This window comes from Paenibacillus qinlingensis, assembly GCF_013204845.1.
Lineage (GTDB): Bacteria > Bacillota > Bacilli > Paenibacillales > NBRC-103111 > Paenibacillus_E > Paenibacillus_E qinlingensis.
In genome coordinates this window covers 222,772-237,260 of sequence record NZ_JABMKY010000011.1, presented here as the reverse complement: position 1 = coordinate 237,260, position 14,489 = coordinate 222,772, and the positions used below count along the sequence as shown (strand labels likewise).

Here is a 14,489-nt window from a genome sequence, read left to right as displayed (position 1 = left end):
TTGAGGTGCTCTATTGCTGGGTTGTTGAATTGCTCGGGTGCTGGGTGCTGAGCTTATGCCGCCTCCCCCCTCACGTCCCTATATTCGGAAACCGAATATAGATCCGTGTGCCAACGCCGAGCTCGCTCGCGATGCTCAGGCCGTACTGCTCGCCGAACACCAGTTGGATGCGGCGATGCACGTTCATCATGCCGATGCCGCCACTGTTGCCGGAGCCCTTATGCAGCTTCGCTTCCGCCAATTGATTGGCGCTCAGCTGCTTGTTTAGAGAAGCGAGATGCTCCGGCGTCATCCCGACGCCGTTATCCTCGAGGACGATAATCAGATCATCGTCCTGCGCCCACGCATCCAGCCGAATGTAGTGATGCTCCTCGATCCCATCAGCGAAGCCGTGCTGGAAAATATTTTCGATCAACGGCTGAAGCGTAAGCCGAGCTGTCTTCTTCAAGAAGAATTCCGGCGGAATTCTTACGTCTAGTTCGAACTCTCGCCCCACCCTGTGCTTCATGATCGTCATATAGTTCAGTACATGCTTGAGCTCATTGACGATGGCCGTCTCTTCGATATGTGTCTGCACAGAGTAACGAAACATCGTAGCGATGGCATCCACGATTTCCGTAATTTCCGTGGATTGCTGAATGACGGCGTAGACGATAATATTTTCCAACGTATTATATAGAAAATGCGGATTAATTTGCAGCTGCAACGATTGCAGCTCGGCCTTCTGTCGCTCCAATTCAGCGTCTTTCTTGCTGAGCTCTGTTCGGTACAAGGTGTCCATTAATTCAGACAAGGAAACGACCATCAGATTATAGCGCTGGATCAACTCATCCAGCTCATTATTCGTTTGCAGCTGAGGGATTTTCACCCAGTTCCCTTTTTCCGTTTGGCGCATGCCATTTTTCAAAATTTGAATCGGCTTCGTAATATTTCTCCCGAATCTGTAAGATAGCAGCAAAGCCAACAACAGTGTGATGCCCCCCACCCAGAAGGAGGAGTAACGGATGCTCGATAGTGGCCGATTAATATCCGCCGTCGGAATCGACACCATGAGGTTCCAGCCCGTATAAGCCGACTTCGAGCTAACGACCAGGCGTTCTTCCCCAAACGAGGAATCTTTGAAGGATTTCAAGTCATTCCCTTCTATTTTCGCCATCAACGCCTTGTTTACCGTAGTACCGATTCGCTGCTTGTCGGGATGATACACGATGCGCCCTTCATTATCGACAATGGCAAAAAATCCGCTCGGTCCCAAATTGATCCCCTTCCACAAGGTTGCGAACTCATCCGCTTTAATCTCGATGGCCAAAATACCCTTGAACTCATTGAACACTTCACCATGAATTTTGCGCGCCAACGTGATGAATTGGTTACTACTTTCAGAGAACACACTATTGCTAATTATCGTCATATTGCCCTGTGCATCGGTTTCTTTGTCCAGCTCCTCCATTGTAAACGCAGGTACCGGATCTACAATTGGCTTCAGCGCAGGATTCTCAAAATACACCAAGTGATCGAAATAATCAGCTAAGTAGACGGTCATAATCTCCGGCGACTTAATAAAAAGCGGATTGATGACGTTATCTATCAAACTATCCGTAAACTGATAATACTCGTAATCGCCTGTTGGCGGGTCGTCAACGAACTTTTTGACCGAGCTATTGGTAAAAAGCGAAAGATGTGCGCGCTCATAATTTTTCAAATATAAATCCGTATGATTGACCGCGTTCGATACAATTTCCGTCAAATGCTGTTCCGTTTGTTCCTTCAGTTTATTCGACGAAATAAAGTAAGAGGAGAAACCGATTGACATGACGGTAATTAGAACAATGGCAGCCACATAGGCGAAAATGCTGCGAGCTAAGGACGGCTTCATCATTTGATCCCCATCATATGGCGATATTCAAGCGGTGAGAGTCCTGTGACTTTTTTGAACATCCGGGAAAAATGCGGGTAGTTCTCGTAGCCGATTTCATAAGCGATATCATTCGTCCGGTAATGCGGCATTTCCAGCATTCGCTTCGCCAGCTCAATTCGTTTCGTGATGCGATATTGCACAAAGGTTTCCTTGAACACCTTCTTGAACAACAAACTCAAATAAGGTGGCGTTATGCCCAAATATTCAGCAACGTCCTCTAGGGAGAGACTATTCGTAATGTTGGCATCCATGTAAATCTTCGCTTTCTGCATGAGATCCTGACCACCTCGCTGCAGCGCCAGTTCATCAATAATCTTCATAATTTGCTCATGAAGCTGCTGGAAGTAAGCCATCATATCTGTTGTAACGGTCATTTCTTCCGTTTTGGGGTGAAAGCTGCGAAGGGATAAGCGCTTCTTGAGCATGGGCAGGCAATCCTGCAGCAGCTGTATGAAGTCGGAATCCGAGGAGGAAGCCGACATGCAATACATCCGCAATTCCTCCAGATGCGCTTCTACCTCATCAATTCGCAGCGTCCAGATGGCCTCTACAATCTTTTCAATCCAATCCTCATACTTGGAAATGGATAACATCGCATGACCGCTCTGTGAAATCAGCTTGTTCAGCAGATCATGGATTTTGACTGGCGTAAACGGTTTCAATAAGTATTCTTTGACCCCATAAGACATACCCGCCTGGGCATATTCGAAGTCACCATAACCCGAAATAATGACCTTTTGGATCAGCGGATATTTCTCATGCACCTGCTTGCACAGCTCGAGTCCATCCATCTTCGGCATCCGAATATCCGTAAAAAGCAGCTGCGGCATCGATTCTTCGATCATTTGCAGCGCCTTCACGCCATTGCTAGCCGTGCGTATCGAATCAAATTTATGTGAATGCTGCTTCAACATAATAACCATACCTTTTAGAATAAGCGGTTCGTCGTCTACAATCAGAATTTGCTTCATCCAGCCGCCCCCCTTTATGGCAAAAAACATTTATCCTCAACCCGAGAATAAATGCTTTCCACCCAATGCACAAGCTATTTTTTAGTCGCCCATCACGACGCCGTCTTTTTTATTGTAACGCTCTGTTGCTTCCTTGATGATTTCATTTCCACCTTTGGCTTTCCAATCTTCCAGCGCTTTCGGCCAATCGGAGATCGGTTCCTTGCCGTACACCATTTTTAGCATATGATCTAAAATAACTGGCGGCATATCGGAGAATTTCAGACCCGCATCCGTGAATTTCGCTGTCGTTGCAAGCTCCGGTGCGAAGGAGATGCCGTTTCTTCCTTCTTTTGTAACGATGGTGTCAAATTGTGTGATTAGCTTTTTACCATCTTCCGTTGTATTTAAAAGTGTTCTATTCAGCGCTGTATCTTCCACAAGTCTCAGCATAACGGAGCGGAACTGCTCTTCCAAGGAGCCTTCTGGTGTCGTCGGTTGTTTATAAACGACTTTGTTATCCTGCATCGTGTACGTGTCGCCTTCAATACCGAAGTTAAAGAATCGATCGCCCGCTTCCGTCACCATGTAGTTCATCATTTTCACAATCGCAATCGCTTTCTCCTTGCTGACCTTACTATTGATGTAGGACAATCCGCCTGTGTAGCTGTATTTCATCATGCCGCCCTTGCCATCATCACCGACTGGGGACGGAATAATGATTACTTCCGATTTGGCATTTGCAGGCTTCGTCGTACTGATCCAGTTCATCAGCAAGTTCGCGTTGTGATTCCATACCCCGGATTTACCCGCATTAATGTTGTTCGTCCATTTGTTACCGTCCAGACTTGCGAAATCCTTCGCCATCAAGCCTTCATCGTACATCGTTTTGTAGACAGTCAGTGCTTTCTGCATCGCTTCCACTTTGAAAAACTTCGGTACAACCTGATCGCCAATTTTCTCGAACATCGTGCTGTACGGCATAACGTCATACGCTCCGAAAATCACATCGGAATACACAAAATCTTTCCGGAAGGCATACGGTTCAGCAACACCATTCTTCTTCATGGCCCGCAGGACGTTGAGGAAATCGTCTACCGTCTTCGGAATCGGCAGCCCCGTTTGATCCAACAAATCCTTCCGTATAAAAGTGGAGCGACGGCTTGCATTGGACAAATATTCTGGAATGGCATAAATTTTCCCGTTGTACTTTACTTCGTTCCACGCTTGCTCGGGAATCGCTTTCAATAAATCTTTGCCATATTCTTTGAGTAGATCATCCAGCGGCATGAACAGTCCCCCCTTGATCGCTCCGCTCATATCTGGCCCCTGCGGGAACATCCCTTGAATCGTGTTCATGACATCCGGCAGATCCGTGCTGGCGAACATCAAGGCTGTCTTCGGTTTGAATTCCGCATGGGGCACAAGGCGAAGGTCGAGCTGCGTATTCGTTAATTCGCCTAGCTTTTTCACCCATTTATCATTGTTGATGTCGGTGCTGCCGAGTGCATATTTATTTAAGGAGTCACTTAAGGAGATGGAGATTTTCACTGGTGCTTGCGCTTTCGCGGAACTTGCAGGGCTTGCTGGATTTGCTGGGCTTGCACTCGTTCCAGTCGTACTCGTTGAAGAATTGGAGCAACCCGCGATAACCGCCACCATTAGCGTTGAGACGAGACCCGTTTTCAACCAAGCTTTCATTGTATATCCCCCTAATCGATATGTTGTTGATTCGTGATCATCTTATCGTGAAAGAAAAACTTGGAACATTGTGTTTTTTAAGCTCAGTTGATCTTTATTATACAACGTTTACGATTTGATCGAACCGATTAACATCCCTTTGATGAAATGCTTTTGCAGGAAAGGGTACACAAGCATGATCGGAATCGTCGCAATGACGATAACGGCCATCTTCAGTCCTTCGGGTGATAAATTGGCAATATCCCCTGCCGTATTGGCTAAATCGGAGGAATCGGTTACGACAAATTCACGTAATTTCACTTGAAGCGGGAACAGCGCACGATTGTTAATAAAATAGAGTGCATTCGAATAGTTGTTCCACAACGCCACCGAATAAATGATACTCATCGTTGCCATTGCAGGCTTCGAAAGCGGCAAAATAATGCTCCAAATCGTGCGAATCTCCCCAGCACCGTCAATCCGTGCGGACTCGATTAGTTCACCTGGGATGGAGAGGAAGAAGGAACGCATCACGAACAAGTTAAATGCACTGATCGCCCCGGGCAGCATTAGCGCCCATAAGCTATCGAGCAGTCCCAGATTACGAACCAGCAAGTAATTCGGGATTAGCGGAGCATGAAAAATCATCGTAATAAGGACGAGCAGCAAAATATATTTGCGCTCTCGATATTCATTTCTAGACAGCGGATACGCTAAGCTTGCCGTCATGATGAGACTGATGAGTGTACCGCAAACCGTAATAATTACGCTTACACTAAAAGCACGCCATATCGCGATTTGCTTCAGTACCGTTACGTAGTTATCCACCGTGAACTGAACAGGCCATAACACGACCTTCCCCGCACTGAGTGCAACAGGTCCACTGAAGGACTGTGCGATAATATTCAATATCGGCAAAACCATAATTAAGCTGATCAGAATAAGCCCAATTGGATTCAATATGGATATAGGGCTTGGTTTATTTAACGCAGACTTACTGCTAGACATATTTAGGAGCCTCCTTTCTTCGATAAGTTAGTATAAACCCTCGCCGGTTGCTTTTTTGCTGAACATGTTGGCTGTTACAATGAGCACGAAACCGATCGCCGACTTAAATAGGCCAATGGCTGTCGTGTAGCTGTATTCACGCTGAATGAGCCCCACGCGATAAATGTACGTATCCAAAATATCCCCCTGCGAATTATTCAAAGGATTCAAGAACACGAATACGCGTTCAAAACCTAAATCCAGAAAATTACCAATTTGCAAAAGAAAGAGGATCGTAATCGTCGTTAAAATACTCGGAATCGTAATGGCCCATGTTTGTTTCCAACGTGATGCTCCGTCAATTTGCGCTGCTTCGTACAAGTCTGGATTAATCCCGCTCATCGCTGCCAAATAAATAATTGTACTCCAACCCGCATCGCGCCAAACGCTTGAACTGACGATAATGGTCCGGATGAAGGAATCCTCACCCATGAAATAAATGGGTTCATGTCCAAACAGCGACACGATATAGTTAATGACCCCGCTTGTCGGATTTAAGATTTCAATCACAATGCCTCCAACCACCACCCAAGACAGAAAGTGAGGTAAGTAGACGGCCGTCTGGACGAAACGCTTGAAAATCTGATTACGCAGCTCGTTCATCATTAACGCCAATAGAATCGGTATCGGGAAGGCGAAGAACAAGGTATAGAAGCCGATAGCCATTGTGTTTTTTAAAATGCGCCAGAAATCCGCGTACTCGAACATGCGCCGGAAATTGTCCAAGCCCACCCAATCGCTTTTCCATATCCCCGTGAAAATACTGTAGTCCTGGAAGGCCATCACGGACCCCGTCAGCGGGATATATTTGAAGATTAAAAAGTAAACAATGCCCGGAATCGACAGCAGGTACAGCACCTTGTAGCGATTGTAATAGGTCAATAACCCTGATTTTTTCGCCGATTGCTCTTGAGACTTGCTTAGCGTCGGCTTAACCTCTGAATAGCTCATGTTCTCCATCACCCTATCGTCGTTGTTATGTATGAAGTGTACCGTAGGCGGCGCGAAAGAGGCATACCGTGAATTAAGGGCACTTATCTTTTTTTAATATTTCCAAAATAAAAATAAGCCCCTCGACGAATCGAAGGACTTACCATTTCTATCTGTTTAACTCGTTGCAACAGTCTGTTTAAAGTGCCCCACGCTTGGCCTTGCCAACTCCAAATGTTCTCGCAAGGTGGAACCCGTGTACTCGTTTCTAAACAATCCTCTTGCCTTCAAAATAGGAATAACCTTATCAACGAAATCCGTTAAATCATCCGGGAGAACAGGCGGCATGATGTTGAAGCCGTCGCACCCATAAGAATGGAACCACTGTTCCATGAGATCCGCCAGCTGCTCTGGCGTGCCTACGAATTGCATGTGTCCTCGCGCTGCGAGCATACGACGTCCAAGTTCAAGAATAGAAAGCTTCTCTTTCCTCGCCACATCCATGATGAGTTGAATGCGGCTTTTCATCCCATTGGAGGCTTCCACTGGATCTGGAATTTCAGGAAGTTCCTCGTCCACGGGGTAACTAGAGAGATCGAAGCTTAGAAATCCAGATAGCATCCGAACTGCCGCATCTGGCGGAATCAGGGCCTGTAGTTCCTGATATTTGCGCTGAGCCTCTTCCACTGTGTCGCCAAGGATCGGTGAAAGTCCTGGCATAATGCGGATCTCCTGATCGGTTCTGCCATACTTCGCCAGCTTTGCATGAACCTCACTGTAGAAAGCCTGTGCAGCTGCCAGCGATTGTTGTGCCGTGAACACGACTTCGCCTATACTAGCAGCAAAATCCTGCCCTGGCCCAGAGGATCCAGCTTGGATCAGCACGGGATATCCTTGCGGTGGACGTGGAACATTGAGAGGGCCCTTGGAGGCATACCATTGTCCTTTGAAATCAATCGGTGTAATTTTCGCAGGGTCAGCGAATTGGCCTGATTCTCGATTCAAAACGAGCGCATCATCCGCCCAGCTATCCCACAATTGCGTGACCACGTCAACGAATTCACGCGCCATTTCGTAGCGAAGTCCATGTTCAGGATGCTTATCCTTCCCGTAATTGTGCGCTTCAATATCCTGCTGGGAAGTCACGATATTCCAGCCTGCTCTACCACCGCTGATGAAATCAAGCGAAGCAAATTTCCGCGCCACGTTGTAGGGCTCACTATATGTCGTCGACACCGTTGCGGTAAGGCCGATTCGCTCTGTTGCTTGCGATAGCGCTGACAACAGTGTTAACGGTTCGAGCATACCCGATGCGGCTTGTTCAACGCCATATACATACAGCAAATCAGCAAAGAAAATCATATCAAATTTTCCACGCTCCGCTGTTTGTGCCAACTTTTTATAGAGCTGAATATCGAACATTTGTTCCACGCCAGAGTCAGGATGACGCCAACCTGCACTATGATGTCCTGTATAATAAATGAAGGCTCCTAGATGTAGCTGTTCATCTCTTTTTGTCATCTTATCTTCCTTCTTTCTCGTTCGCTAGTTTTTGCTTATCCTTTGAAGGTATCGCGCCACGTGAGCCATTTGCGTTCGAGCAAGCGTACTGATGAGTCGGATAGCTTACCCACAAGGGCAAAGATCACAATGCCAACAAACACGACATCGGTCTTCGAATACGTACGGGCATCCTGGATCATATAACCAATTCCCGCGCTCGTTCCCATCAACTCAGCTACGACGAGTACAAGCCATGAAATGCCAAGTGAAAGCCGCAAACCTAGTAAAATATGAGGTAAAGCTGCTGGCAAAATAAGCTTGGTAACTTGCTGATATTTGGAATATTGCAAAACACGGGAAACTTCATAAAGCTTCTCATCGACACTTCTCACACCTTGAAAGGCATTAATGTAGATGGGAAAAAATGCCCCCAATGCGATCATTAGCACTTTAGAAAACTCCCCAATGCCAAACCATAAAATAAATAACGGAATAAGTGCCAATAACGGGACGGTTCTTAACATTTGAAGAGAAGGATCCATGACCCGCTCCACGAATTTACCTAACCCCGCGGAAAGTCCGAGCAATAGCCCTATGCCTCCCCCTAGAAGAAAGCCAAGCGCAGCTCGATACATACTAATCTCTAAGTTACTCCACAGTTTGCCGCTCGCAGCCAAGTCGATGAACTGTTTCAAGATCGCAAGTGGTGTAGGCAATAGACTCCCGGGTACTAAGCCATACATCCCGGCTGCCTGCCAAGCGATCATGACGATAACCGGAACGATCCAACCGTGCAAATAGGGAGGTATGCGATTTCCTGATGGACGCAGCGTTGGCCGAGTACTGACTGGTAATTGGCTCATTGTCCACCTTCCCCTCTAAACGTTCCACGCCAACGCAATAAGCGATGTTCTAACCATTTAACTAAGGAGTCCGTCAGCTTGCCTACAGCAGCGAATACGATAATTCCCACAAATACGACAGACGTAATGGACATAAACCGTGCATCATTGATCATATAACCTACACCTGAGCTGGAGCCCATCATTTCGGCAACAACAAGTCCTAGCCAAGCAATGCCTAGCGATAAGCGAATGCCTAGAAAGATATGAGGCAGCGCTGATGGCACAATGAGCTTCGTAATCAATTGCCATCTGCTAAATTGGAGAACGCGTGCAACCTCGATTAGCTTAACTTCTACGGACCGAAGACCGAGGAACGTATTCACGTAGAGCGGGAAAAATGCCCCTTTCGCGATGAGCAGTATTTTGGACGTCTCCCCAAAACCGAACCAAAGCACAAATAATGGCGCAAGCGCAAGGTGAGGCAGTGTGCGCAGCATTTGTATGGAAGGATCGAGAAGCCTTTCGGTTCGATAGGAGAACCCCACCCATAGGCCCATTAGAAAACCAAGTCCACCGCCAATAAGAAAACCGACGAATGCTCGCCAAGCTGAGATTTGCAAATTACGCAAGAGCTCACCAGAAGCTGTCATGGAGATAAATTCCTTAACGATCGTCAGTGGCGATGGCAGCAAGATCGGATTCAAGATGCCGAGTGCGCTTCCCACTGACCAGATGATAAGAAGAACGACTGGCAGCAGCATGCCCAGCGCGATATTAACAACTTTGATGGACGGGCGGTACCCTCCTCTTACCTTCCTACTCCTGACTACAGAAACAGGAAGGTGTTGTTTGATCTGAGATTCATTTGAGAGCATAGGAAACGCCTCATTTCTTTTTCTCATCAGCAATCTGTTTAAGTGCTTTCTCTACATACTGATTATCTATGATATCAGCGACTTGGATTTGTTTACGGATCGACTTGATACCGAATTGGAAATCTGCCGTCTTTTGCAACTCAGCAGCAATTTCTTTGCTTGTCGCGATATTGATCATTGTGGAGCGTTCGAATGTTCCCTTAATGACTTCCACAGGAACCTTGCGTTCAGCTGCATATCGTTTCAAAGCTTCGTCTTTGTTATCATTTTCCCACAGGCGTGTTTTCTCCAACACTTTCAAGTAAAGGGTAACCAGATCCGGATATTTCTCAGCAAATTGCTTGCGTACAATATTGAATGAAGGTGATAGGACGCCCAATGCCTCGCCATCTGCTAAAACACGGCCTTTACCGTTCAACGTATTCAAGGTGATGTACGGATCCCAAGTTGCCCAAGCATCTACACCGCCATTTTCAAAAGCAGGCTGAGCTTCATCTGGCTGTAGTTGAATGACTTCAACCTCCGATGTTTTCAACCCACTTTGCTCTAAGCTGCGGTATAAGAAGTTGAAGGCGTTACTCCCTTTGGCAACCGCGATTTTCTTGCCTTTAAGATCTTCAAGCTTTTTGACCGGACTGTTCGTCGGAACGATGAGAGCCACATTCTTCTTACCATCTAGAATCTGAGAAATAATTTTGAATGGAATATCGGCGGCTTGCGCTGCAACGACCGGCATGTTGCCAAGTCCAGCAAAATCAAGTCGATTGGAAGCCATCGCTTCCGTCATCGGAGGTCCGCTTTGGAATTCAGACCATTCTACCTTTACGCCTAGCTTTTCAAATTCCGTCTCAAACCACTTTTCCTCACGAGCTTTTCCGAACAGCCCTCCACTGCCTTGCACCCCAAGCTTTACCGTTAGCCCCTCATAATTCGTTGCTGCCGCTGTAGATGTTGCATTGGCAGGCTTATTTTCCGTTTGTTTGGCGCAACCACTCAAAACGATAGTAAAGACAACCAGTATGGCGATGAGTAAACGAATATTTTTCATAGTAATACCCCCCAATAATTTGTGTAATTAAATGCCCGCTCCATCTATGCTTACGGGTTCTTCAACCTTCTCAAACTCACTGAGAACAATACGTCGCAGCTCCTGAAAAGAATGACTAGCTTTCTTACGTGGAAAAGGTAAGTCGTTCTGCACGATATTGCGGATATGCCCTGGTCTCGCATTCATAATGACTACCCGCTTGGCTAGGAATACCGCTTCATCGATATCGTGTGTGACGAACAGCATCGTTGTGCGATTCTTCTGCCAAATGTCGAGCAGCACTTCTTGCATATGCGATCGCGTAAAGGCATCCAGTGCACCAAAAGGCTCATCGAGCAGCAGCACATCAGGGTTCCGCAGCAATGCTCTTGCAATCGCTACCCGCTGAGCCATGCCCCCAGATAATTCGCGGGGATACGCTTTGGCGAAGTCTTTCAACCTCACAAGCTCGATCAGCTCATCCACCTTGCCTCTAATCACAGGATCCTTCAAGGAGTAATTCGCAGCAATGTTCTTTTCCACGGTGAGCCAAGGAAAGAGTCTCGGCTCTTGGAAAATAACCCCCTTCTCGATGCTCGGTCCGTCAATCGGTTTACCGTTGAGAAGCACTGTCCCGCTGTACGCTGTATCCAAGCCAGCTATAATCTTGAGCAGTGTGCTTTTGCCGCAACCACTGGGTCCGATGATGGTAATAAATTCACCCTGTTGCAGTTCCAACTGAATATTACTCAGTGCAATTGTACGGCCAGTCGGCGTATCGAACTGCTTATTCAAACCGGAAATCGTAAGCGTTTGAGTCGACACGATGATCACACCTCTCTTATCATACTATTCACATAATATTACTCGGTATTAAAATGCAAAAAAGAGACTCAACGCTTCTAAATGACACTTAAGAAAGCATACGTCGAATCTCCAGTTGGTCTGGTCGATTGATCTTATGTAGTTATTCGTTTTTTGTTATATCCCACAAACCGAATTTCGATTCGGTTTGTATGAACCATATCTTAACAACTACGCGGACGTATTGTCAACACTTATTTTCTTAATTCCACTTGGAATAATCGGATTATACTTTCGGTCTTTGGTGTAATGTTAATTTCAAGACCAGGTGCCCTTTGCAGCGTTAATCCTTGAATTAAGCTAACGAAATAAAAAGCCAGATCCAATGGGTCTTCTTTGCCAATGATGATGCCGCCGTCTTGGCCTTCCTTCATAATCGCAGCAACAGGCTGCAGATTGTTGGTGAACCGCTCCGTAACAGCTTTTCGAATTTCGAGCGGGACACTTTCTGTTGTTCGCGCTGTTTGGATAAGAATTGTGAACGCCCAGTTGTTACTATTCGCCAGCCACGTCGAGCAGATATACCGCAGTTTCTCGATCGCGTTGCCTTTCATTTGCGAAACCTCTGTTACGAGATGTCCGTAATCACTCTGTGTCGCATAGAGCAACTCGCCAAAGATCTCTTCCTTCGATTTAAAATAATGATATAGATTCCCGATGCTAATGCCTGCTGCTGCTGCAATATCATTCATATGGGTAGCACCAATTCCCTTGGTTGCCGTGACCTGAACCGTCGAGTTTAATATGTGTTTCTTGCGCTCTTCTCGCAATTGCAGATCTTTTTCGATGTTCCGTGGTGACATGAATTCTCCTCCTACTCGCAAGTAATACTATAGTCATTCTACGTCCTGTTACAGGAACGTTTCCAAGTATACTAGAGGTACCCTCATCTTTCAAAGCTCAAATCGTCGTTTGATGGTTGGCCATACGAAATAACTGGATTTTCTCCAGCTAAATTCGCTCATTTCGCCAGGTAATCAAGATGAACTGGATAACGTACATCTAAATTCGGCCATATGTGCCATATCGAGCTCATTCAGCCGAATTAACTACATGTTTTACATCTATTTGGCGAAATGGTGGGTGATCGGCGAAATTAGCTGTATGTTTTCCAGTTATTCGGTGGGGGGGCTACACTTCACTATACTACACTACACTACACTACACTACACTACACTTCACTTCACTTCACTTCACTTCACTTCACTTCACTTCACTTCACTTCACTTCTCTTCTCTTCTCTTCTCTTCATCCCACTCATTCCGCTATTTCCATCATTCCCATCATTTCCACTCATTCCACCATCTCCACCATCCGAGCTCCAAAGCTCCACCTTAGTCATTTGAGTAGCTGAGTTTGAAGTGACTGCTCCACCTATTGCCTCTCTGCAGAAATAACTGGATTTTCTCCAGCTAATTTCGCTCATTTCGCCGGGTAATCAGGATTAGCTGTATAAAGTACATCTAAATTCGGCCATATGTGCCATATCGAGCTAAACCCACCGAATTAACGACATGTTTTACATCTAATTGGTGGAATGGTGGGGGAGCGGCGAAATTAGCTGTATGTTTTCCAGTTATTGGCTGCTAAGGAGCTGCTTGAGGCATGATGAAGGATAGATACTGGGGAGGGCTAAGGAAAGCTACTGTAGTGAGACTGAGGTGCGTTACTGAGCAGCGTTACTACTACTGGAGTTGGGTTACTTCGCCCCCCACTACTTAACTCCACGTAACTAAGTGAACTAATAGTGCCTTCTTGTCGGCCAACCCTGCCTCCCTTATACTTACAGCACAATGGTAAATGAGAGGATGATCATAGCAAATGAAATATCGAAATATGGGACGCAGCGGGTTAAAAGTAAGTGAAATCGCCTTAGGAAGCTGGCTTACCTACGGGACTGCAGCCGAGCAAAAAGCCGCGGATGCTTGCATCGCGAAAGCTTTTGACAGCGGCATTAATTTCTTCGATACCGCGAATGCTTATAATCGTGGCGAAGGCGAGAAAGCGATGGGTGCAGCGCTGAAAGGGTACGATCGCTCGAGCTATGTGCTCTCGACGAAGGTCTATTTCCCGATGGGCGATGGCCCGAACGATCGCGGATTGTCCCGCAAACACATTATGGAGCAATGTGATGCCAGCTTGAAACGACTTGGTGTCGACTACATCGACATCTATTTTTGCCATCGGTATGACATTCACACACCGCTGGAAGAAACGCTTCGCGCGCTCGACGATTTGGTCACGCAAGGAAAGATTATCTACCCCGCCGTCAGCGAATGGAACGGCGCTCAAATTACCGAAGCCGCAGCCATCGCTGAGCGTCTTCGTCTACGTCCGCTGATTTCCAATCAGCCGATCTATAATATGTTCGAGCGCTATATTGAGCGCGAGGTACTTCCCGTATCCGAGCTTAAGGGGCTCGGTCAGGTCGTCTTTTCCCCGCTTGCGCAGGGCATTCTGACAGGCAAATATAAGCTGGGACAGCCGCTTCCTGCCGATAGTCGTGCTGCGAACAGTTCCGTAAATGGTGTCATCAACAGCTATCTGAATGACCGTGTACTGCAGACCGTACATGAGCTGGAACAGGTTGCTCAAGGACTGGATATCTCGATCGCTCAGCTCGCGATCGCATGGGTGCTTCGCCAGCCGGGCGTAAGCTCCGCGCTGATTGGAGCGACAAAACCTGAGCAAATCGAAGAAAACGTGAAGGCTGTGGATATTGAATTAGACGTAGCAGCGTTAGAGCAAATCGAAGCTATTCTCAAAGGTATCGCAGACTTCTCGCCAGCACGATAAAGTCAAAAGCTTGGAACTATATGAATAAACTATTTTCTGCCAAATAAGCTAAAC

General features: G+C 46.6%; 12 protein-coding genes. 1 reads left to right on the top strand and 11 read right to left on the bottom strand.

Annotation, left to right across the window (positions count from 1 at the left end):
* Positions 1–70 precede the first annotated feature (70 nt).
* The 11 genes from HQN88_RS20550 to HQN88_RS20500 all read right to left on the bottom strand — a co-directional run bounded on the left by HQN88_RS20550 (position 71) and on the right by HQN88_RS20500 (position 12,442).
* Positions 71–1,879 (bottom strand): sensor histidine kinase, encoded by a 1,809-nt coding sequence (locus tag HQN88_RS20550; protein WP_246320357.1) that lies wholly within the window; start codon positions 1,877–1,879, stop codon positions 71–73.
* Positions 1,876–2,889: a response regulator transcription factor gene (locus tag HQN88_RS20545; protein WP_173115972.1), complete on the bottom strand. Its 1,014-nt coding sequence runs from the start codon at positions 2,887–2,889 to the stop codon at positions 1,876–1,878. The genes HQN88_RS20550 and HQN88_RS20545 overlap by 4 nt, the downstream gene beginning before the upstream one ends.
* Positions 2,890–2,970: 81 nt before the next feature.
* Positions 2,971–4,569, bottom strand: coding sequence for an extracellular solute-binding protein (locus HQN88_RS20540; RefSeq protein WP_173115970.1), 1,599 nt, complete (start codon positions 4,567–4,569; stop codon positions 2,971–2,973).
* A 108-nt stretch (positions 4,570–4,677) separates the two neighbouring features.
* Complete coding sequence (locus HQN88_RS20535; RefSeq protein WP_173115968.1) at positions 4,678–5,556, bottom strand: carbohydrate ABC transporter permease; 879 nt, start codon at positions 5,554–5,556, stop codon at positions 4,678–4,680.
* A 27-nt stretch (positions 5,557–5,583) separates the two neighbouring features.
* A complete protein-coding gene (locus HQN88_RS20530) occupies positions 5,584–6,546 on the bottom strand; it encodes an ABC transporter permease (RefSeq protein WP_173115966.1) in 963 nt (320 codons plus the stop codon).
* A gap of 156 nt (positions 6,547–6,702) precedes the next feature.
* On the bottom strand, positions 6,703–8,046 hold the full coding sequence (locus tag HQN88_RS20525; RefSeq protein WP_173115964.1) for an LLM class flavin-dependent oxidoreductase: 1,344 nt from the start codon (positions 8,044–8,046) through the stop codon (positions 6,703–6,705).
* 35 nt (positions 8,047–8,081) lie between these two features.
* Positions 8,082–8,891, bottom strand: coding sequence for an ABC transporter permease (locus HQN88_RS20520; RefSeq protein WP_173115962.1), 810 nt, complete (start codon positions 8,889–8,891; stop codon positions 8,082–8,084).
* Entirely contained in the window at positions 8,888–9,634 is a 747-nt protein-coding gene (locus tag HQN88_RS20515) for an ABC transporter permease (protein WP_246320364.1), read from the bottom strand. Before HQN88_RS20515 ends, HQN88_RS20520 begins: the two co-directional genes overlap by 4 nt.
* A 124-nt stretch (positions 9,635–9,758) precedes the next feature.
* Positions 9,759–10,796 carry an aliphatic sulfonate ABC transporter substrate-binding protein gene (locus HQN88_RS20510; protein ID WP_173115958.1) on the bottom strand — a complete coding sequence of 346 codons (1,038 nt, stop codon included), beginning with the start codon at positions 10,794–10,796 and terminating at the stop codon, positions 9,759–9,761.
* A 27-nt stretch (positions 10,797–10,823) separates the two neighbouring features.
* Entirely contained in the window at positions 10,824–11,600 is a 777-nt protein-coding gene (locus HQN88_RS20505; RefSeq protein WP_173115956.1) for an ABC transporter ATP-binding protein, read from the bottom strand.
* A gap of 233 nt (positions 11,601–11,833) precedes the next feature.
* On the bottom strand, positions 11,834–12,442 hold the full coding sequence (locus tag HQN88_RS20500; RefSeq protein ID WP_173115954.1) for a TetR/AcrR family transcriptional regulator: 609 nt from the start codon (positions 12,440–12,442) through the stop codon (positions 11,834–11,836).
* A gap of 1,018 nt (positions 12,443–13,460) precedes the next feature.
* Between HQN88_RS20500 and HQN88_RS20495 the strand changes: the two genes are divergently transcribed.
* A complete protein-coding gene (locus HQN88_RS20495; protein WP_173115952.1) occupies positions 13,461–14,435 on the top strand; it encodes an aldo/keto reductase family protein in 975 nt (324 codons plus the stop codon).
* The last annotated feature ends 54 nt before the right edge of the window (positions 14,436–14,489 follow it).

Excerpts from the sequence above, each read along its gene's own strand:
- HQN88_RS20550 (WP_246320357.1), bottom strand. The coding sequence starts at position 1,879 with ATGATGAAGCCGTCCTTAGCTCGCAGCATTTTCGCCTATGTGGCTGCC.
- HQN88_RS20545 (WP_173115972.1), bottom strand. The coding sequence starts at position 2,889 with ATGAAGCAAATTCTGATTGTAGACGACGAACCGCTTATTCTAAAAGGT.
- HQN88_RS20540 (WP_173115970.1), bottom strand. The coding sequence starts at position 4,569 with ATGAAAGCTTGGTTGAAAACGGGTCTCGTCTCAACGCTAATGGTGGCG.
- HQN88_RS20535 (WP_173115968.1), bottom strand. The coding sequence starts at position 5,556 with ATGTCTAGCAGTAAGTCTGCGTTAAATAAACCAAGCCCTATATCCATA.
- HQN88_RS20530 (WP_173115966.1), bottom strand. The coding sequence starts at position 6,546 with ATGAGCTATTCAGAGGTTAAGCCGACGCTAAGCAAGTCTCAAGAGCAA.
- HQN88_RS20525 (WP_173115964.1), bottom strand. The coding sequence starts at position 8,046 with ATGACAAAAAGAGATGAACAGCTACATCTAGGAGCCTTCATTTATTAT.
- HQN88_RS20520 (WP_173115962.1), bottom strand. The coding sequence starts at position 8,891 with ATGAGCCAATTACCAGTCAGTACTCGGCCAACGCTGCGTCCATCAGGA.
- HQN88_RS20515 (WP_246320364.1), bottom strand. The coding sequence starts at position 9,634 with ATGCTGCTGCCAGTCGTTCTTCTTATCATCTGGTCAGTGGGAAGCGCA.
- HQN88_RS20510 (WP_173115958.1), bottom strand. The coding sequence starts at position 10,796 with ATGAAAAATATTCGTTTACTCATCGCCATACTGGTTGTCTTTACTATC.
- HQN88_RS20500 (WP_173115954.1), bottom strand. The coding sequence starts at position 12,442 with ATGTCACCACGGAACATCGAAAAAGATCTGCAATTGCGAGAAGAGCGC.
- HQN88_RS20495 (WP_173115952.1), top strand. The coding sequence starts at position 13,461 with ATGAAATATCGAAATATGGGACGCAGCGGGTTAAAAGTAAGTGAAATC.